Origin of the sequence: Pollutimonas bauzanensis, from assembly GCF_040393045.1 — a bacterium.
Taxonomy (GTDB): Bacteria; Pseudomonadota; Gammaproteobacteria; order Burkholderiales; family Burkholderiaceae_B; genus Pollutimonas; species Pollutimonas bauzanensis_A.
The window spans coordinates 1-19178 of sequence record NZ_JBEBUX010000032.1 but is presented as its reverse complement, the minus strand read 5'-3'; the positions used below and the strand labels follow the sequence as shown (position 1 = coordinate 19178).

The window sequence follows — 19178 nt, the reverse complement described above, 5'->3', positions numbered from 1 at the left end:
CTTTATTGAAAAAGACTAGCTTTTAGTTGTTGAATCCAACTTTGTCTACGAGTTCGCTAGCTTGTTTGCGATGCTTGGCGATTTCGGTAAGGGGTAAGGGATCGATTACCAATGGGCCGAAACTGGCGACCACTGGATCAAGCTTGACCCCAGCCTTGACTGGATATTCGTAGTTGGCATTGGCATACAAGCCTTGTGCTTTGTCTGACACCAGATACTCGAGCAGCTTTACAGCGTTCTCTTTATTAGGTGCATACTTGGCGACAGAAGCGCCGGAAATATTAACATGGGTGCCGCGGCTCTTTTCGTTGGCGAACGTTGGGCGTACGACCTTGATGGCATCCCCCCATTTGCGGGCATCGGTGCCAGGTTCGGCGTTTTTCATGCGGCCCACGTAGTAGGCGTTGGCAATACCGATATCGCAGATACCGCCGAGGATATCGCGTGCGACGTCACGGTCTCCGCCGGCAGCCTTGCGCCCTAGGTTGTTCTTGACATTGCGCAGCCAGGCTTCCGTGGCTGGAGCGCCGTCGTGGGCGATCATGGCGGCGATCATGGCGGTGTTATAAGGATGCTGGCCAGATCGTATGCAGACTTTACCTTTCCATTTAGGGTCGGCGAAGGCTTCATAGGTTATCGCGTTGACGTCCAGGTCTTTGGCGACATAGGCAACCCGGTCGCGCAAGGAAAGGGTGTACCACTGGTTATCCGTGCCACGCAGATTGGCGGGAATGGTTTCGTTCAGAATCTTGGATTCAACGGGCTGAGTAATACCGGCTTCAACCAGATCAAGCAAGTTGCCGATGTCGACCGTCATCAGTAAATCAGCGGGCGATTTTTCGCCTTCGGCTTTTACCCGTTCAATGAGGCCGTCTTTGACGAAAACGGTATTGACCTTTATGCCGGTATCTTTTGTGAACTCATCAAGCAGAGGTTGTATCAGTTTGGGTTCGCGTGTCGTGTACAGGCTGACATCAGCAGCAGAAGCCGCTGCAGGAAGCGCCGACAAGGCTGTAACGCCCGCCAGAATTAACGACTGAAACAACGGGCGCAGCTCTCGGGTTGAGCGCATTTAACTTCTCCTGGGCAGATAGATGGAAATGATGGATGAGGCAAAGAAAGACAGATAATTGCTTGAATGGAAATGATTCTCATATAGATACCAGAAAGATAGCAGACTATGTCAAACTATTCAATCTGTGAGAGCACGATCTACCCATTAAATTATATTTTTCCAGCTTTATTTGATCCATCTTAAATCACAAGCTTTTTTTGCCGACGACAACCCTTGAGTTATGGGATTGTGGCCGTAATATCCTTGATGAGTGTCCGGCATTAAGCAAACGTTGGGGTCAGCAGGCTAAAATCATGCCTTCTGGCTGGTGGGCCGCAGCGCACGATGCTTTATTTCCCCCGCCTCGGGTAACTTATTTTTTACAGAAACATGGCAGCCTTTAATACTGAGCAGGTTCTCAACGTTCGTCATTGGAACGACACTTTATTTTCTTTCACTACCACGCGCGACCCTGCATTGCGGTTTCATAACGGGCACTTCGTGATGCTGGGCCTGGAGGTCAATGGCAAGCCACTGATGCGCGCCTATAGCATTGCCAGCGCCAACTACGAAGAAAATCTCGAATTTCTCAGTATCAAGGTACAAGACGGTCCGCTGACTTCGCGTTTGCAGCATCTGAAAGAAGGCGACACGGTATTGGTCAGCAAAAAGCCGGTCGGCACGTTGCTGGTAGACGATCTCAAACCCGGCAAGCACCTTTATCTGTTTGCGACTGGCACTGGGCTTGCGCCGTTCATGAGCATCATCAAAGACCCCGATGTCTATGAACGCTTCGAAAAGGTCGTTTTATTGCATGGCGTACGCTTCAAAAGCGAGCTGGCATATGCCGACTATATTCAAAACGAATTACCGAACAATGAATACTTTGGCGATATCGTTCGCGAAAAGCTAATTTACTACCCTTCGGTTACGCGCGAGCCTTTCCGCAATCAGGGGCGCATCACCGAGATGGTCGAAAGCGGCAAGCTGTTCGCCGATATCGGGCTGCCACCGTTGGATCCTCAGGTAGACCGCGCCATGCTTTGCGGCAGTCCGCACATGCTTGCAGATATCGGCGCCATGCTTGATAAGCGCGGTTTCGTGGTTTCCGGTGGTGTAGGGCAGCCAGGGGATTACGTCATTGAAAGGGCATTTGTAGAAAAATAATGCCCTTCGATCGAAAGGGGCTTGTTAATTCAAGCTATAGATGATTAAACTCTGATAGTTGTTTTATTTACCTTACAGAGACTACATCTATGGCTAAGCAAATTATTCATACCGATTCGGCTCCCGCCGCCGTCGGCCCCTATTCCCAGGCAGTGGTAGCCGGGTCAGGGAAAACGGTTTACTTGTCCGGGCAAATCGGCCTGGAGCCCGCTACCGGTGAGCTGGTCTCCGAAAATTTTGAAGGCCAGGTTCGGCAGTCCTTCGCGAACATGCAGGCAGTTATCGAAGCTGCCGGCGGCACGCTGGACAGCATTGTCAAACTGACCTTGTTCCTGACGGATCTCAGCAAGTTCGCCAGTGCCAACGCCATCATGGCTGACATCATTCCTCAGCCGTTTCCCGCTCGCTCAACGATAGGCGTAGCCGCCTTGCCCAAAGGCGCGCAGTTTGAAGTTGAAGCGATTATCGTTATTTAAGCAGGAACGCGAGTGGTAGCAACGGCATCCGGCAATAAAGCGGCGCGGGCTGAAACGCAGCCCGCCGCCAAGTCCGGTTCGCTGGTCGAACGCAAGCTCCAGCATTTGGGCTTGATCACGCCTTCCGATTTTGTCGTGCATTTGCCAATACGGTACGAAGACGAGACTCAGGTCATACCCATTTTGTCCGCGTTTCCGGGCGTGTCGGCGCAGGTCGAAGGCGAAGTGGTGAGAAGCGAGGTGCAATTTCGGCCCAGGCGGCAACTGGTGGCGGTCATTGAAGACGGCACCGGCGCCTTGACGTTGCGCTGGCTTAATTTTTATCCCAGTCAGCAAAAGCAAGTGGCCGTCGGCAAACACATACGCGTCCGCGGTGAGGTGCGTAGCGGCTTTGGCGGCTATGAAATGGTGCATCCCAAGGTGACTGTCGCAGGTACCGCGTTGCCTGATGCATTAACGCCGGTGTATCCCACTACCGACGGCTTGTCGCAGGCAAGCTTGCGCAAGGCTATTGACCGGGCTCTTGGCGAGGCTGACCTTTCGGATACGCTGCCGCTTGAAACCTGCCAACAGTATGGGTTGGTGCCTTTTGCCGAGGCGATCCGGATATTGCATCATCCTCCACCCAGTATTTCGTATCATGACTTATTAGAGCGCGGGCATCCAGCGTGGACTCGTATCAAGTTCGACGAATTATTGGCCCAACAGCTATCGCTCGCCGCAGCGCGTGCTGCGCGTCGCCGTCAGCGCACCAGGCAGTTGCATGGAGATCAGGGCAAGCTGGTAGACGCTTTGGCGCGCAGCCTGCCTTTTTCCCTGACGGCGGCACAAAAGCGCGTTATTGCTGAAATTTCGTATGATTTATCGCAAGCATTCCCCATGCACCGCTTGCTGCAGGGGGACGTAGGCAGCGGTAAAACCATAGTTGCTGCATTTGCCGCGGCCCAGGCTATTTCCAGTAATAGTCAGGTCGCGATTATGGCGCCCACGGAAATCCTGGCTGAACAGCATTTCCAGAAACTGGTAGGGTGGCTAGAACCGCTGGGCGTTACGGTAGCATGGCTTACGGGCAGCCTGGCCGCCAAGGCACGCAAGGCTGCTACGGCCGCCATAGAGTCAGGACAGGCTCAATTGGTGATCGGAACGCAGGCGCTTATACAGGATAAGGTCAATTTTGCGAACCTGGGCCTCGTCATTCTGGATGAGCAGCACAGGTTTGGGGTTGGTCAACGGCTTGAATTGAGCCGTAAGGGCGAAGGGTCGGAAAGTGGCCAGGCGATTATTCCCCATCAACTTAGCATGAGCGCTACGCCTATCCCACGGACCCTGGCCATGACATTTTTTGCAGACTTGGATGTCTCGGTGATTGATGAGTTGCCGCCGGGACGAAGCCCGGTGTTGACCAAGCTTGTCGCCGACACGCGGCGCGACGAGGTGCTGGGCCATGTGGTTGCCGAAGTCAGGCAAGGGCGCCAGGCATACTGGGTATGTCCTTTGGTCGAAGAAAGCGAGGCGCTGCAACTGCAGACGGCAGTCGACACCCACGCCAAGCTCGTGCAGGCGCTGCCCGATATGCGGGTGGGCCTGATCCATGGCCGGTTGCCTGCAGTTGCCAAGCAGCAAGTCATGCAGGAGTTTCGCAACGGTATGCTGGATGTGTTGGTGGCGACAACGGTTATCGAGGTCGGGGTCGATGTGCCCAATGCTTCCCTGATGATTATCGAGCATGCGGAGCGATTCGGGCTGGCGCAATTGCACCAGCTGCGCGGCCGCGTCGGGCGAGGCAGCCAGCAGTCTGTCTGTGTGCTGATGTATCAGGCGCCTTTGTCGGCGGTAGCGCGACAGCGTTTGCGTGCTATGTATGAAACGGCTGATGGCTTTGAAATTGCCCGTCGAGACCTGGAACAACGCGGTCCTGGCGAATTTTTGGGTGTCCGCCAGTCTGGCCAGGAGTTATTGCGTTTTGCCAGTATCGAGACCGACGCAATGTTGGTCCAGCAGGCGCAAGAAGCGGCGCGTGATTTGCGTGATCGTTTTCCCAAGCACGCCAGCGCCCATTTACAGCGATGGATGCGCGGAAAACAAGATTTTCTGCGCAGCTAGCGCTGGCCTAGTCCTATTTTTAATTGCGAGACACGTAATGACTTTGACTGAACTGAAATACATCGTGGCGGTGGCGCGCGAGCGGCATTTTGGCCGGGCTGCTGAAGCCTGTTTTGTCAGCCAGCCTACTCTGTCGGTAGCCATACGCAAGCTCGAAGATGAGCTGGGTGTTGTGTTGTTCGAGCGTGGCGGTAACGAGGTCGGTATCACTCCGATAGGCCTGCGGGTGGTGGCTCAGGCCCAGCGTGTGCTGGAAGAGGGCGCCAATTTGCGCGAGATTGCGCGGCAAGGGCATGATCCACTGGCCGGTCCGCTGCGCGTAGGGGTTATTCACACCATCGGTCCTTATCTCTTGCCTCGATTGGTTCCGACGCAAATTGCGGCTACGCCTCAGATGCCGCTGCTTTTGCAAGAAAACTTCACGGTGCGCTTGCTCGAACTACTACGCCAGGGGGAGATCGATTGCGCCATCGTAGCTTTGCCCTTACCGGAATCGGGCTTGATGATCCATCCCTTGTATGACGAACCCTTTCTCGTCGCTGTTCCCAAAGATCATCCCTGGACTAAGCTCAAAGAGATCGATGCCGCTTCCCTGAAGGAAGAGACTATGTTGCTGCTGGGTGCAGGGCATTGCTTTCGGGATCAGGTGCTTGAAGTGTGTCCTGAACTATCCAGGTTTTCCGCGTCCAGTGAAGGGATACAGCGCACATTCGAAGGCTCTTCCCTGGAAACCATACGGCATATGGTCGCCGCCGGCATCGGCGTGACGGTATTGCCGACCAGTGCGTTGTCCATGCCTGGTCTGGAAAATAATTTGCTGGCTTATATCCCATTCAAAAAGCCTGTTCCGGATCGGCGCGTGGTGCTCATCTGGCGCAAAAGCTTTCCCAGGCCGACAGCTATCGACGCTCTGATCAGCGCGATACGCGATTCTGATTTACCTGGAGTGAATTATCTGGAGAGCTCGCCAGCGGTTGCATTGGCGCAGGTTTGAAGAAAATCAACATGAATGCGCCTGCAAGAAATTTTTAACAGCACCATGGTATTCTCGTAAGCAGCGAACTCGATCGCAAACAACTGGAGGTCTACATGGCAAAAGCGGCTAAGTTAGATAGCAAAACGACAAGAATGACCGATAAAGGCTTGCCTATCGACATCGGGATTTCCGATAAAGACAGGGCTACGGTAGCAGGCGAACTTTCCAAAATGTTGGCCGATTCTTATACGCTTTACCTGATGACCCATAATTTCCACTGGAATGTCACGGGTCCGTTATTCAATACGCTGCACCAAATGTTCATGACCCAGTACACCGAAGAATGGCAAGCGCTCGACAATATTGCTGAGCGTATACGCGCCCTAGGTCATTACGCGCCAGGCACTTACGCTGAATACACCAAGCTTTCGTCCATTGCCGAACCTAGTTCGGTACCCAATGCCGAAGAAATGATTCAGTTGTTGGTGCGCGGTAATGAAGCTGTTGCTAAAACCGCTCGGGCGGCTTTTAAAAAGGCCGACGGCGTTGGTGACCAGCCTACCGCTGATCTGCTGACACAACGGCTGGATATTCACGAAAAAAATGCCTGGATGCTGCGCAGCCTGCTGCAGTAAAACACCACGCATTTCAAGCCCCGTTTTTCGGGGCTTTTTTGTTTATTACCATAGAGAAAACCCTGTGTGGATCATTGCCTCGGCCAAGGCCATTCGGTGTATGCTTTGCAACGTACCTTCAGGAGGCTTTATGAAAATTCGTTTTACTCCCATTGCGGCCGCCATTGGCCTGGCCGCAGGCATAATGATGTCTGCAGGCGCCAGCGCGGCTGACACCATCAAAATCGCCATAGCCGGCCCCTTTACCGGTTCGGTTACCCAGTACGGCGCCATGGTCAAAGAAGGGGTTGATACCGCCGTCGAACAAATCAATGCAGCCGGCGGTGTGCTCGGCAAGCAGCTGGAAACGGTAACTATCGACGACGGTTGCGAGCCTAAACAAGGCCCGGTTGTTGCCAACCGCGTCGTCAATGACAAAATCCATTATGTGGTTGGCCACGTATGTTCGGGCGCCACCATTGCTGCAACCAATATCTATAACAACGAAGGCGTGGTCATGGTTACGCCATCGGCTACTTCGCCCGCTGTTACCGATGGCAAAGGCTACGACATGATCTTTCGCACCATCGGGCGCGACGATCAGCAAGGTCCTGCTGCAGCCAAGTTCATTATCGAGAACATCAAGCCCCAAAAAGTTGCCATATTGCACGACAAGCAATCGTATGGACAGGGCATTGCCAGCTCGGTGAAAAGCGAACTCGAAAAAGCCGGCATCAAGGTCGTGTTGTTCGAGGGTATCAATGCTGGCGATACGGACTATTCCGCCGTTATTACCAAGCTGAAATCCGAAGGTGCTGATTTCGTTTATTACGGCGGCTATCACCCCGAAATGGGATTGCTGCTGCGCCAAGGCGCCGAGCAAGGCCTGAAGACTAAGTTCATGGGGCCTGAAGGCGTGGGCAACCCTGACATCAACGCTATCGCTGGTGCGTCGGTAGAAGGCTTGTTGGTAACCTTGCCAGCCGATTTCACAAAAGATCCTTCCAATGCAGCTATCGTCAAAGCATTCACCGATAAAAAACGCGATCCTAGCGGCGCATTCCAGCTAACCGCATACTCGGCGACCAAAGCAATTGCCGATGGCATCAAGGGTGCTGGCGTCGACGACCCAATCAAAGTCGCAGCTTACTTGCATGCCAATAGTGTCGAAACGCCGATCGGCAAGATATCCTGGAACAAGCAGGGCGACCTGAATGATTTCAAATTCGATGTCTTCACCTGGCATAAAGACGGCTCGAAATCTGTTTATAAATAGCGGTAGCGATAGTAAGTGGCGCGTAGACAACGCGCCGACAGCCACTGTTTAAGCAGTGGCTGTTTACTGTCAACAACGCCAATATGGCGTAAAGTGCTCCGGTCAGTTCAGATGGTTGAAGTGTGCCAGATGGCTGCAGCTTGATGGAAAGCAAGCTTATCTGCTAAATGTTACCGTTTGATTCACAATGTAATTTACAATAATCAATTATAAAAATTACTTGTTCGAGTACATATGGCAGCTGTGCATATTCCGTGCTATGTCATCAACTTACGTGCTGATATTGCAAAGCGAAATAGAATGAAGGCCGCTTTAGCGGGACATACCATTAATCCCATTTTTTTTGATGCGATTGACGGACGGTCCCTATCTGAAGCTGACTTGGATCGACATCTCAGTAGGCAGTTACTGACTCAAGAGTATGGTGTGATGTCACCGGGCGAAGTGGGTCGTGCACTTAGTCATCTTGCCATTTATCGGGATATAGTTCAACGCGGGCTGGATATGGCCGTAATCCTTGAGGATGATGTCTGTATCGCTGACGAATTTGGAGAGTTGCTAGATACGAGTTCCAGTTTTGGTCTTAGTGGGGTGTTGTCAAATGTGCACCCTGAGATGCTCCAGTTGACTCGCGTGTCGCGTGGATATCGTTTTACGGCAAAGCAACTTCTATCAGATCGGGCAGCGATTCGTCCGGCAGGCAGTGTATGGCTGGCTAGTGGTTATATGATTAATCAGGCAGGCGCCAGAAGTCTTTCGAAGAGTCTCTATCCAATCTGGACAGTGGCAGATCATTGGAGCCGTTTTCAAGAAAAAGGGCTGATTCGTTTATGGTCCGTGACTTCACCGGTGGTTTGGGAGCCTGAGCAAGCAAGAGTCTCTCGCCCAGCGGCCGCCAGGATGCCACGAGAAGGGCAAGAAAAAACAATCTTCCAACGTGTCTGTCGTGTTGGACATGGCATCATGCATCCTGTTCTGACACGTTCGCTTTGATCAAGCATTGTCGTACATGACCTGACTACAACGAAATCAGTCTTCGATCCGCTTTCCAGTTGCCATATCGAACCAATGCAATGCATGGGCGCCATCGGGACCTACCTGTACCGTCTCCCCCAACTGCAAAGGAAAGTCCTTGGTCAGGCCCACAGGGCAACGCAGCACTACTGCTGTATCGCCGTGGCGGCCGTGTATCAGTTGTTCCGAACCCAGTATCTCTACCATTTCGATATCGATGGCAATACCCGGCGCATGTAGTTTCATGTGCTCCGGGCGCATTCCCATGATGACTTTCTGGTTGACCAGGGTGGCGGGAACAAGTTGAGTGTCGATTTGCAGTGATGCTCCATTTTCATCTTTGACCTGTCGCTGATCATCGATCTGGACAGGAATAAGATTCATGGGCGGGGAACCGATGAAGCTGGCTACAAAAATGGACGCCGGTTTCTCGAAGACTTCGATGGGGGTGCCGATTTGCTCGGGTATGCCTTTATTCATCACCACCATGCGTTGCGCCAGCGTCATGGCTTCGACTTGATCGTGGGTAACGTACAGGCTCGTCGTCTTCAGGCGATGATGCAGTTTTTGAATTTCCAGCCGCATCTGTACACGCAGTTTGGCATCCAGGTTGGATAAGGGCTCGTCAAACAAGAATACTTTCGGGTCGCGAACGATCGCGCGTCCCATCGCAACGCGCTGCCGCTGGCCGCCCGACAATTGGCGGGGGCGGCGGTCAAGTAAAAGCGACAGTTCAAGTATCTTGGCAGCTCTGTCGACGCGGCTCTGGATTTCTGTTTTGTCGAACTTGCGTATCTTCAGGCCATAGGCCATGTTTTCGAAGACCGTCATGTGGGGGTAGAGCGCATAGTTTTGAAAAACCATGGCAATATCGCGTTCTGCCGGCTCCAGCTTGTTGACGACCTTGTCGTCAATGCTGATTTCACCGCTTGTAACGCTTTCGAGCCCGGCCACCATGCGCATCAGTGTGGATTTTCCGCAGCCCGACGGGCCGACGATAACAATGAACTCGCCATCCGCAACGTCCATGTCTATGCCATGTATAACGGCAATATCTCCGGGATAGGTCTTGGTTACGTTACGAAAACTGAGTGTAGCCATGTGCTTTATTCCAAAATCGGTGTGCCGGGCGAGGCAGGTTGTGAGTGCGTGTGAGGGGGGAGGCGATCACTTTTCAGCGTCGATCAAGCCTTTGACAAACCATCTTTGCATGAAGATAACAACAGCGGCAGGCGGAATCATCGCAAGCAAAGCGGTGGCCATGACCAGATTCCACTGGGTGACGCTATCGCCCCCGGCAATCATGCGCTTGATGCCGATCACGACGGGGTACATGTTTTCTTGTGTGGTGATGATGAGCGGCCATAGATACTGGTTCCAGCCATAGATGAACTGAATGACGAATAGCGCGGCAATACTGGTGCGCGACAAGGGTAGCAATACATCCTTGAAAAAGCGCAAAGGGCCCGCGCCGTCTATGCGCGCGGCTTCGATCAGCTCGTCCGGAACAGTCAAGAAGAACTGCCGAAACAGAAACGTGGCTGTGGCTGACGCGATCAAGGGCAAGGTCAAACCAGCGTAGCTATTGAGCATGCCCAGATCGGACACCACTTGGTATGTGGGTGCAATACGGACCTCGACAGGCAGCATCAATGTGACAAAGATCATCCAGAAAAAGAACATCCGGAAGCGGAAGCGGAAGTAGACGACGGCAAAAGCTGAAAGCATGGAGATCGCAATCTTGCCGATGGCGATGACCAGCGCCATTACAGTGCTAACCCACATCATGCGCGCAACGGGGGGCGCATTGCCGCCAGTACCGAACAGGACTGTCGTATAGTTTTCCAGGAAATGGCTGCCTGGAAGCAGCGACATTGGAGCCTGAGCGACTTCCTGTGCGGTTTGCGTGGATGCGATCACTGTGATGTACAGCGGGAAGGCGATTACCGCCACCCCCAGTATCAGGATGATGTGGGACAGGATATCCAGGTAGGGACGGCGTTCAATCATGTGTAGCCTTGCCAGGTGCGCGCGGGCGCATCAGTAATTGACCTTGCGGTCGACGTAACGGAACTGTATGACGGTAAGCAGTACGACGATTACCATCAGGATGACGGATTGGGCGGCGGACGAGCCCAGATCCAGCCCCTTGAATCCGGCGTTGTAAACCTTGTAGACAAGAATGGCAGTCTCGGTGCCTGGCCCGCCTTGAGTCATGATGTCGATAACGGCAAACGTATCAAAGAACGCATAGATGACGTTGACCACCAGCAGGAAAAAGGTGGTTGGCGACAGCAGGGGAAAGACAATGGTCCAGAAACGCCGCATGGGGCTGGCGCCGTCAATCGCGGCTGCTTCGATCAGGGAGCGCGGAATCGACTGGAGGCCAGCGAGGAAAAATAGGAAATTGTAGGAAATCTGTTTCCATACCGATGCAAGAACCACGAGAATCATGGCGTCATTGCCGTCGAGCCGCGGGTTCCAGCTAAAGCCGGCTTGCGTCAGGTAAACAGCGAAAATGCCCACGGAAGGCGAAAACAGAAATAGCCATAAGACGCCTGCGACAGCAGTTGCAACGGCATAGGGCCATATCAGCAAAGTCTTGTATATGCCGGCGGCACGAACGACTCGGTTGGCAATGACAGCCAGCACCAGCGAGATCGTAAGCCCCAGTACGGCCACAAGTGCTGAGAATATCGCGGTGACTTCGAATGAGTGGACATAGTCCTCGTTGGCGAACAAGTCAATAAAGTTGCTCAGCCCTACGAATTGGGAAGATAAGCCGAATGGGTCTTCAATACGAAAAGACTGCCATAGTGCCTGTCCGGCAGGCAAAAAGAAAAACACAATCGTAATAAGCAGTTGTGGCGCCAGCAGCAGATACGGTAGCGTTTTATGGCTAAAAACAACGCGTTTTTCCATGGAAAGAAAGTCTTAAATTGCTACGGGCTCTGGTCTGGCGCGGGCTCATAGCTTATGTTGAGAGAAAGGGCGTTATTGTTGCATAAGACGAAAACCGCAGGAACGTCCAATACCGGGACGTCACCTGCGGTGTCGATTTTACGGCGGTAAAGCCTTATTTGACGCTTTTTTCGAAACGCTCTAGCAATTCATTGCCTCGTTTGACCATGTTCGCCAGACCAGCTTCTGGTGTCACGCTGCCAGAGAAAATCTTTTCCATTTCGCCATCTTCGATCTCGCGGATTTGTGGCAAGTAGCCCAGACGCACGCCACGCGAGTTTTCGGTGGTGGTGGCATCAAGCTGTTGGACAGCGATATTGGAACCGGGATTCTTGTCATAGAAACCGGATTTTTGTGTGAGTTCGTAGCCAGCCTTGGTAACGGGTACATAACCAGTGCCTTGATGCCATTCAGCCGATTTTTCCGGGCTGGAAATAAACTTGAAGAATTTGGTCACGCCTTTATAGACCTCTGGGGACTTCTTGGCGAAGACCCACAGCGATGCGCCGCCAATGATCGTATTTTGGGGAGCGCCTTTGACGTCGGCATAGTAAGGCAGGGTAGAAGTGCCGAAAGCAAAATTACCGGTTTTGATAATATTGGCGCGATTACCGCTGGAACCTGTAAACATGGCGCATTTGCCAGTGGTAAACAAGGAATTGGGCGCATCGCCACGGCCGCCGTAGGTGAACGTGCCTTCTTTGGCCATATTCGCCAGGAAGGTCATGTGCTTGACGAAAACCGGGTTGTTAAGTTCAAGGCGCGCGTCGAGGCCGCCGAAACCATTGTCCTTGGAGGCATACGGAACGTTGTGCCAAGCGGCGAAGGTTTCCAGCTGGATCCATGCCGGCCACGACGTGGTGTAGCCGCATTCCTGTCCGGCTGCGCGCAGCTTCTTGGCGACTTCAGAGACTTCTTCCCAGGTTTTGGGCGGCTTTTCGGCGTCAAGGCCCGCCTTCTTGAAGGCATCCTTGTTGTAATAGAAGACGGGCGTCGAGCTGTTGAACGGCATCGACACCAATTTTCCCTCAGGCGAGGAATAGTAGCTGGCTACTGCGCCAAGAAAGTCGGTTTGTTTGATGGGGTCGCCCACCTTTTCCGACATTTCCTGGACTGGCTGGATGGCGCCTTTGGCATACATCATGGTGGCGGTACCCACTTCGAACACCTGAAGGATGTCGGGGGCATTACCAGCACGGAAAGCAGCGATCCCTGCGTTCATGGATTCGCCGTAAGCGCCTTTGTAAATGGCATTGACGACGTAATCGGATTGGCTTTTATTGAAGTCGTTTACCAATGCATTCACACGGTCGCCCAAAGCGCCTTCCATGGAATGCCAAAAATTGATATCTGTGGCAGCGTTTGCTGCGCCCATGCCGGCAATTATGCCAGCAAGGGATAATGCAAAAAATTTTGCTCGCATGAGTCACTCTCCTGAGATTGCCTGCCCAATCAATGCAAAGGGCCGGATTCGTAATAAGTGTATGACTGGTTTATTACATTGGCGTGACTGTAACGACATAACTCCCAAGCGGTCAATGCAAATATACCCGCAGTGAATTCCGAAAACCGTACAATATTCAGCCTATGACTAAAGAACTTACTATCGCATTTATTGGTGGCGGCAATATGGCGACCGCTTTGGGCGCGGGCCTTATAGGCAAGCGCTGTGGCGCTCATGATGTGCACGTCGTTGACATTAATCCGTCGGTGCTTGAGCCTTGGGTCCAGCAGGGCGCAACGGTTGCATCTGCGCCTGACGAAGTACTGGCCAGTCGCCGCGTCTGGATTTTTGCAGTCAAGCCGCAATACATGAAAGAAGCTGTGCAAAACTGCCGCCGGTTTTTGCAGGATGACACATTAGTTATCAGTATCGCCGCAGGTATTTCCAGTGCGACGCTGGGGCAGTGGCTAGGTTCTCCTGAGCAACCCTTTACTCGTCTTATACGCTGCATGCCCAATACGCCAGCGCTTATTGGTGCAGGCGCCAGCGGCCTGATGGCGGGGGCCGGTGTGTCGGAAGACGAAAAAATGGTCGCCCAACAACTCATGCGCGCAGTAGGCGAAGTGGTCTGGGTCGAGAACGATGCCGAAATCGACATGGTTACTGCGTTATCAGGTAGCGGTCCTGCATATGTGTTCTTGTTTCTCGATGCCTTGATTCAAGGGGGCGTAACACAAGGGCTTAGTCATGACCAGGCTCGCACACTGGCGTTGGCCACGCTGACTGGCGCAACCCAATTGGCTGCCTTGTCTCCTGAAAGCCTTACTGTTTTGCGTGAACGTGTCACTTCAAAAGGCGGCACGACGGCAGCGGCGGTGGCGGTGCTTCAAGAGCGGCAGTTTCCAGATATTGTTCAGGCAGCCATGAAAGCCGCGGCAGATCGTGCCGCCGAATTGTCCAGCGAGTTCTCCTAAAAAATGATGTTTGTAAGGGCTTATCCGTAGTGACAGCGGCTAGGGTAATCGTCAGAATACGCTAGCCGTTAGAGGCGGAAGCTAAATATCATGGCGCGCCGTAACAAAATACTAAGATTCGTAACATGAATCTGGTTGCGGCGGTCTAAACCGGAGATCTGTAGGCATGAAGTTTCTCAAAAAAGTATCGCCCTTAGTGGTGACAATCAGCGCCATGGCATTCGCCGGCAGCGTCTATGCAGCCGATAATATTAAAATTGGCATTCCTCAACCCATGACCGGCCCGGCCACACAGTACGGTGACCAGATCCAGGCTGGCGCGCTTACCGCTATCGAAGCCATCAACGCCGCTGGTGGCGTCAAGGGACAAAAGCTGGAACCCTTGTTGATTGACGACGGCTGCGAACCCAAGCAGGCCGTACCGGCCGCGAACCGGGTTATCAATTCTGGCGCGAAGTTTGCTGTGGCCCACGCTTGCTCGGGCACTACCGTCCCAGCCGTCAACGTCTACGAACAAGAAGGTATCGTTGCGATCACTCCGGGAGCGACTTCGCCGCTGGTTACCGATACGATCAAGCCGCATTACTTCTTTCGCACTATCGGCCGCGACGACCAGCAAGGTCCTTTCGCTGCCGGTTATATAGTCAAAGCACTCAAGCCCAAGACAGTTGCCATCCTGCACGATAAGCAAACCTACGGTTCGGGCGTTGCTTCGCAGGTTCGCGATAACTTGGTCAAAGACAAAGTCGATGTCGCTCTTTTCGAAGGCATCAACGTTGGCGACAGCGACTACTCTGCTGTCATCACCAAGCTCAAGTCCCTTAAGCCCGACCTTATTTATTTCGGCGGTTACCACGCCGAACTTGGCTTGCTGCTGCGCCAGGCGCGTGAACAAGGCCTGACCACTCAGTTCATGGGGCCTGAAGGCGTTGCCAACAAGGACCTCGTCGCTATTGCCGGGCCTGCAATCGAAGGCTTGCTGGTTACATTGCCATCCGACTTCACCAAGCTGCCAGGCAACGAAAAAATTCTTGAAAACTTCAAGAATGCCAAGCGCAGCCCTGATGGCGCCTTTACGCTTACTGCTTATGCTGCCGTACAGATCCTGGCCGACAGTATCAATGCCGTGGGTACCGATCCTGCCAAGGTCGCTGATTACATGCACGCAAACGCTTTCAATACAGCCATCGGTAAAGTTGAATACGATGCCAAGGGCGATCTGAAAGAATTTGAATTTGCCGTCTTTAAATGGGACAAGGCCGGCAACATGGAGCAACTGAAGTTCTAATTGCAGCACTGCCTGCTCCAGCCCTAACAGGCTGGGGCATTTCTTTTATTCCTCGGCCAGCTTGTGCGCACATTCCAGGCTGACGCATCGGAACTCACGCTTTATGTCTGACCTCATACCCCAACTTACGCAACAGCTTTTTAATGGCTTGTCGCTAGGCGCGATTTATGCGCTTATCGCCATCGGCTACACAATGGTCTATGGCATCATCGGCATGATTAACTTCGCGCACGGTGAGATTTACATGATCGGCGCTTATGTCGGTCTGGTCACGCTTTCTGCTATCGGCGTAAACAGCGGGTTGCCGCTGCCCATGATCATTCTGATCATGCTTGTCATTGCCGTGCTTGTTACTGGCGTATATGGCTATGCTATCGAGAAGGTCGCCTACGCACCTCTGCGCGGCGGTCCCAGGCTGGTGCCTCTCATCTCGGCCATCGGCATGTCGATTTTCCTGCAGAACTGGGTCGCTATCGGCCAAGGCGCCCGCGACATGGCAGTGCCTGCCTTGGTAACCGGTTCAGTACAGTTTCAACTAGGGACCGACTTCGTTATTACGGCGCCGTATTCCCGCATCATGATCATCGTTGTTACGGTGTTGCTCATGATTGCCCTGACTTTGTTCATCAAATACTCCCGCATTGGCCGCGCCTCGCGCGCCTGCTCGCAAGATTTGCGCATGGCCAATTTGTTGGGTATCGATACCAACCGGATTATTTCCTTCACTTTCATTATCGGCGCGATGTTGGCGGCAGTAGGCGGGGTGCTCATTGCGCTGGCCATAGGCAAGCTGAATCCCTTCATCGGTTTCCTGGCGGGGATCAAAGCATTTACCGCAGCGGTGTTAGGCGGCATAGGCAGTATCCCGGGCGCGATGCTTGGCGGCGTACTGTTGGGCTTGGCGGAAACCTTTGCCGCAGCTTATATCTCGTCGCAATACAAGGACATCGTGGCATTCGGCCTGTTGGTCTTTATCTTGCTGTTTCGCCCAACCGGCTTGCTTGGTAAACCCGAAGTGGAAAAAGTGTAATGGGTAACAACGTCAAAAATGCGCTGATCGCCGCCTTCATGGCTGGCGTTATTATTGCGCCTATCTTCGGTTTGCAAATTGTCCGCGTGGGCATGCAAACCCATCTGAAACCAGAATGGGACATGATTGTCGGCGGGATGGCAATCGTGTTTGTATTTCAGGTTTTGGTTCGTCCGTTCTTTGCCCGTCTGTTTGCAGGAAAAGGGACTAAGCGGGCTATGCCCGTGCTGCCCGAATCAGCCCGGCGCGGATTGATATTCTTATTGGTCGCCATCGCCGTCATCTTTCCGTTTTTTACTGGCCGTGCGCATGTGGATATTGCTACGCTGGTGCTCATCTACATCATGTTGGGTCTGGGCCTGAATATCGTTGTGGGGTTTGCCGGATTGCTGGACTTGGGGTTCGTGGGCTTTTATGCCGTCGGTGCTTATACCTATGCTTTGTTGTACCACTGGGCAGGGTGGGGCTTTTGGCAAGCCTTGCCTCTGGCTGGCGCCATGTCCGCATTGTTCGGTTTTGTTCTAGGTTTTCCGGTGCTGCGCTTGCGCGGCGATTACCTGGCAATCGTCACATTGGGTTTTGGCGAAATCATTCGCCTGCTGCTTATCAACATGTATTCGTTTACGGGCGGGCCTGACGGTATTTCCGGTATTCCCAAGCCGACAGTGTTCGGTTTTCCCATGGCAAGGCGCGCGGCCGAAGGCCAAACCACCTTTCATGAGTTGGTAGGCTGGACCTTCTCTAACCAGGACGTCATTGTTTATTTATATCTGACGGCCTTGTGCATGGCCTTGTTCGCTTTGTATGTTTCCAATCGAGTGATACGCATGCCGATCGGCCGTGCTTGGGAGGCCTTGCGCGAAGATGAAATCGCTTGCCGCTCTCTTGGCCTGAATCCAACGCGGATCAAGTTGTCGGCATTTACCATGGGTGCCACGTTCGCTGGCCTGGGCGGTGCATTTTTCGCCGCCCGCCAAGGGTTGGTCAACCCGGAATCTTTCACCTTCATGGAATCCGCATTGATCCTGGCCATTGTGGTATTAGGCGGTATGGGTTCCCAGGTTGGGGTGATTCTGGCCGCTATCGTGCTGACTGTCGTGCCCGAGATCGCACGTGAGTTTGCAGAATATCGAATGTTGATTTTTGGATTGGTGATGGTGTTAATGATGATGTGGCGTCCACAAGGACTGTTGCCCGTTAAACGTCCGCAAGTGGAGCTTAAAGCATGAGTGAAGGATTGCTGAAGGTATCCGGCCTTACCATGCGGTTTGGCGGTCTGTTGGCCGTTGACCAGGTCGCATTCGAAGTAAAGCGCGATGAAGTGTTTGCCATTATCGGGCCCAATGGCGCCGGCAAGACCACGGTGTTCAATTGCGTCGGGGGTTTCTACAAGCCGACTTCGGGCGCCATTACCATGGATGGTAAAACGATCAATGGTTTGCCTAGTCATAAAGTGGCTCAGCAAGGGCTGGTGCGCACCTTTCAGAACGTGCGCCTGTTCAAGAACCTGACGGTGCTGGAAAACCTGATGGTCGCACAGCACACCCATATCCAGACAGGTCTGCTGCAAGGCTTGTTCAAGGTTCCGTCGTATCGCAAGTCGGAAAAGGATGCCTTGCAGAATGCCAGCGATTGGCTGGACTTCATGGGCATCCGTCAATATGCCAACCGTGAAGCCGGTAATCTGGCTTATGGTCATCAGCGCCGCCTGGAGATCGCCCGTTGCATGATTACCAAGCCACGTCTGTTGATGCTGGACGAACCCGCCGCTGGCCTTAATCCGCAAGAGAAACGCGATCTACAGAAGTTAATCGATCAACTGCGCAGGGAATTCGATGTGGCGGTATTACTGATCGAGCACGATATGAGCTTGGTCATGGGGGTATCGGATCGGATTATGGTTATGGAGCATGGCAAGCCTATTACTACCGGATTGCCTGCTGATGTTCGTGTCGACCCTCGTGTCATTAAAGCTTACTTGGGGGAAGAATAAGTGCTTAAGCTCCAAAATGTACATACTTACTATGGTGCGATTCAAGCGCTTAACGACGTGTCGGTCGAAGTCAACAAGGGTGAAATCGTTACGTTGATTGGCGCCAATGGTGCGGGAAAAACCACGTTGCTCATGACGGTGTGTGGTTCGCCGCGTGCGCGCAGCGGCACGGTATTCTTTGAAGATGAAGATATCACGCAAGCTGAAACGCATACCATCATGCGCCGAGGCATAGCAATTTCGCCAGAAGGGCGCCGGGTTTTTCCTGACCTTACCGTGGTCGAGAACCTGAAAATGGGGGGCTTTTTCCTGAGTGCAAAGGAAATCGAAAGCGGGGTGGACCACGTTTATTCTTTGTTTCCGCGTTTGAAAGAGCGTTCGAATCAACGTGCCGGCACCATGTCGGGTGGCGAGCAGCAAATGCTGGCTATTGGGCGCGCCCTGATGACCAAGCCGAAGTTGCTGCTGCTTGACGAACCTACGTTGGGATTGGCCCCGCTTATCATTGCCCAGATCTTCGATATTATCCGGACCATACGTGAAGAGGGCGTCACTGTGTTCCTGGTCGAGCAGAACGCCAATAAAGCATTGCAGGTCGCTGATCGCGGTTATGTTCTGGAGACCGGTAAGGTCGTGCTGGCCGATACCGGTGCGAACTTGCTGGTCAATGACCAAGTGCGTCAGGCTTATCTAGGCGCGTAGTTTGCAATAGGCAGTTAGTGGCCGCAATGGTGTATCCATTGCGGCCACTTCTGTTTTTAGCGCATTTTTGGCCGAGGTGTTGATAGGACTTGCGGACGTGCTGGGG

The 19178-nt window shown here is 53.1% G+C and carries 18 protein-coding genes; 13 read left to right on the top strand and 5 right to left on the bottom strand.

Annotation, left to right across the window (positions count from 1 at the left end; translation table 11 throughout):
- Positions 1-22 precede the first annotated feature (22 nt).
- Positions 23-1072, bottom strand: a complete 1050-nt coding sequence (locus tag ABWO67_RS07150) for a Fe(3+) ABC transporter substrate-binding protein (RefSeq protein ID WP_353149569.1) — start codon at positions 1070-1072, stop codon at positions 23-25.
- A gap of 372 nt (positions 1073-1444) precedes the next feature.
- On the opposite strand from ABWO67_RS07150, the gene ABWO67_RS07145 reads away from it, so the two are divergent.
- The 7 genes from ABWO67_RS07145 (at position 1445) to ABWO67_RS07115 (ending at position 8659) form a co-directional block, all read left to right on the top strand.
- Entirely contained in the window at positions 1445-2221 is a 777-nt protein-coding gene (locus tag ABWO67_RS07145; RefSeq protein WP_353149567.1) for a ferredoxin--NADP reductase, read from the top strand.
- An 89-nt stretch (positions 2222-2310) separates the two neighbouring features.
- Complete coding sequence (locus ABWO67_RS07140) at positions 2311-2697, top strand: Rid family detoxifying hydrolase (RefSeq protein ID WP_353149564.1); 387 nt, start codon at positions 2311-2313, stop codon at positions 2695-2697.
- 12 nt (positions 2698-2709) lie between these two features.
- Entirely contained in the window at positions 2710-4800 is a 2091-nt protein-coding gene (gene recG, locus ABWO67_RS07135; RefSeq protein ID WP_353149561.1) for an ATP-dependent DNA helicase RecG, read from the top strand.
- Positions 4801-4837: 37 nt separating this feature from the next.
- Complete coding sequence (locus tag ABWO67_RS07130) at positions 4838-5794, top strand: LysR substrate-binding domain-containing protein (RefSeq protein ID WP_353149559.1); 957 nt, start codon at positions 4838-4840, stop codon at positions 5792-5794.
- Between the two features lie 95 nt (positions 5795-5889).
- Positions 5890-6411 carry a Dps family protein gene (locus ABWO67_RS07125; RefSeq protein WP_353149556.1) on the top strand — a complete coding sequence of 174 codons (522 nt, stop codon included), beginning with the start codon at positions 5890-5892 and terminating at the stop codon, positions 6409-6411.
- A gap of 130 nt (positions 6412-6541) precedes the next feature.
- The gene (locus ABWO67_RS07120; protein ID WP_353149554.1) at positions 6542-7666 is read left to right on the top strand and encodes a branched-chain amino acid ABC transporter substrate-binding protein; all 1125 of its coding nucleotides are present in this window, start codon (positions 6542-6544) and stop codon (positions 7664-7666) included.
- 234 nt (positions 7667-7900) lie between these two features.
- Positions 7901-8659 carry a glycosyltransferase family 25 protein gene (locus ABWO67_RS07115; protein ID WP_353149551.1) on the top strand — a complete coding sequence of 253 codons (759 nt, stop codon included), beginning with the start codon at positions 7901-7903 and terminating at the stop codon, positions 8657-8659.
- Positions 8660-8695: 36 nt separating this feature from the next.
- On the opposite strand, the gene ABWO67_RS07110 is transcribed toward ABWO67_RS07115, so the two are convergent.
- From ABWO67_RS07110 to ugpB, 4 genes are all read right to left on the bottom strand, one after another.
- Entirely contained in the window at positions 8696-9781 is a 1086-nt protein-coding gene (locus ABWO67_RS07110) for a sn-glycerol-3-phosphate import ATP-binding protein UgpC (protein WP_353149548.1), read from the bottom strand.
- Between the two features lie 66 nt (positions 9782-9847).
- The gene (gene ugpE, locus ABWO67_RS07105; RefSeq protein ID WP_353149545.1) at positions 9848-10690 is read right to left on the bottom strand and encodes a sn-glycerol-3-phosphate ABC transporter permease UgpE; all 843 of its coding nucleotides are present in this window, start codon (positions 10688-10690) and stop codon (positions 9848-9850) included.
- A gap of 30 nt (positions 10691-10720) precedes the next feature.
- The gene (ugpA, locus tag ABWO67_RS07100) at positions 10721-11602 is read right to left on the bottom strand and encodes a sn-glycerol-3-phosphate ABC transporter permease UgpA (protein ID WP_353149542.1); all 882 of its coding nucleotides are present in this window, start codon (positions 11600-11602) and stop codon (positions 10721-10723) included.
- Positions 11603-11756: 154 nt separating this feature from the next.
- The gene (ugpB, locus tag ABWO67_RS07095) at positions 11757-13064 is read right to left on the bottom strand and encodes a sn-glycerol-3-phosphate ABC transporter substrate-binding protein UgpB (protein WP_353149539.1); all 1308 of its coding nucleotides are present in this window, start codon (positions 13062-13064) and stop codon (positions 11757-11759) included.
- A 164-nt stretch (positions 13065-13228) separates the two neighbouring features.
- Here ugpB and proC point away from each other — a divergent pair, with 164 nt between their 5' ends.
- The 6 genes from proC (at position 13229) to ABWO67_RS07065 (ending at position 19072) form a co-directional block, all read left to right on the top strand.
- Positions 13229-14059, top strand: coding sequence for a pyrroline-5-carboxylate reductase (gene proC, locus ABWO67_RS07090; RefSeq protein WP_353149536.1), 831 nt, complete (start codon positions 13229-13231; stop codon positions 14057-14059).
- 166 nt (positions 14060-14225) lie between these two features.
- Positions 14226-15347 carry a high-affinity branched-chain amino acid ABC transporter substrate-binding protein gene (locus ABWO67_RS07085; protein WP_353149533.1) on the top strand — a complete coding sequence of 374 codons (1122 nt, stop codon included), beginning with the start codon at positions 14226-14228 and terminating at the stop codon, positions 15345-15347.
- A 103-nt stretch (positions 15348-15450) separates the two neighbouring features.
- Entirely contained in the window at positions 15451-16377 is a 927-nt protein-coding gene (gene livH / locus ABWO67_RS07080; RefSeq protein ID WP_353149530.1) for a high-affinity branched-chain amino acid ABC transporter permease LivH, read from the top strand.
- Positions 16377-17606 carry a high-affinity branched-chain amino acid ABC transporter permease LivM gene (locus ABWO67_RS07075; RefSeq protein WP_353149527.1) on the top strand — a complete coding sequence of 410 codons (1230 nt, stop codon included), beginning with the start codon at positions 16377-16379 and terminating at the stop codon, positions 17604-17606. The genes livH and ABWO67_RS07075 overlap by 1 nt, the downstream gene beginning before the upstream one ends.
- Positions 17603-18370: a high-affinity branched-chain amino acid ABC transporter ATP-binding protein LivG gene (gene livG, locus ABWO67_RS07070; RefSeq protein ID WP_353149524.1), complete on the top strand. Its 768-nt coding sequence runs from the start codon at positions 17603-17605 to the stop codon at positions 18368-18370. Before ABWO67_RS07075 ends, livG begins: the two co-directional genes overlap by 4 nt.
- Entirely contained in the window at positions 18371-19072 is a 702-nt protein-coding gene (locus tag ABWO67_RS07065; protein ID WP_353149521.1) for an ABC transporter ATP-binding protein, read from the top strand.
- Positions 19073-19178 lie beyond the last annotated feature (106 nt).

Coding starts and splice junctions, on each gene's coding strand:
- ugpE (WP_353149545.1), bottom strand. CDS start 10,690: ATGATTGAACGCCGTCCCTACCTGGATATCCTGTCCCACATCATCCTG.
- livH (WP_353149530.1), top strand. CDS start 15,451: ATGTCTGACCTCATACCCCAACTTACGCAACAGCTTTTTAATGGCTTG.
- proC (WP_353149536.1), top strand. CDS start 13,229: ATGACTAAAGAACTTACTATCGCATTTATTGGTGGCGGCAATATGGCG.
- ABWO67_RS07130 (WP_353149559.1), top strand. CDS start 4,838: ATGACTTTGACTGAACTGAAATACATCGTGGCGGTGGCGCGCGAGCGG.
- ABWO67_RS07115 (WP_353149551.1), top strand. CDS start 7,901: ATGGCAGCTGTGCATATTCCGTGCTATGTCATCAACTTACGTGCTGAT.
- ABWO67_RS07150 (WP_353149569.1), bottom strand. CDS start 1,072: ATGCGCTCAACCCGAGAGCTGCGCCCGTTGTTTCAGTCGTTAATTCTG.
- ugpA (WP_353149542.1), bottom strand. CDS start 11,602: ATGGAAAAACGCGTTGTTTTTAGCCATAAAACGCTACCGTATCTGCTG.
- ABWO67_RS07110 (WP_353149548.1), bottom strand. CDS start 9,781: ATGGCTACACTCAGTTTTCGTAACGTAACCAAGACCTATCCCGGAGAT.
- ABWO67_RS07140 (WP_353149564.1), top strand. CDS start 2,311: ATGGCTAAGCAAATTATTCATACCGATTCGGCTCCCGCCGCCGTCGGC.
- ABWO67_RS07085 (WP_353149533.1), top strand. CDS start 14,226: ATGAAGTTTCTCAAAAAAGTATCGCCCTTAGTGGTGACAATCAGCGCC.
- ABWO67_RS07120 (WP_353149554.1), top strand. CDS start 6,542: ATGAAAATTCGTTTTACTCCCATTGCGGCCGCCATTGGCCTGGCCGCA.
- ABWO67_RS07125 (WP_353149556.1), top strand. CDS start 5,890: ATGGCAAAAGCGGCTAAGTTAGATAGCAAAACGACAAGAATGACCGAT.
- ABWO67_RS07145 (WP_353149567.1), top strand. CDS start 1,445: ATGGCAGCCTTTAATACTGAGCAGGTTCTCAACGTTCGTCATTGGAAC.
- ugpB (WP_353149539.1), bottom strand. CDS start 13,064: ATGCGAGCAAAATTTTTTGCATTATCCCTTGCTGGCATAATTGCCGGC.
- ABWO67_RS07075 (WP_353149527.1), top strand. CDS start 16,377: ATGGGTAACAACGTCAAAAATGCGCTGATCGCCGCCTTCATGGCTGGC.
- livG (WP_353149524.1), top strand. CDS start 17,603: ATGAGTGAAGGATTGCTGAAGGTATCCGGCCTTACCATGCGGTTTGGC.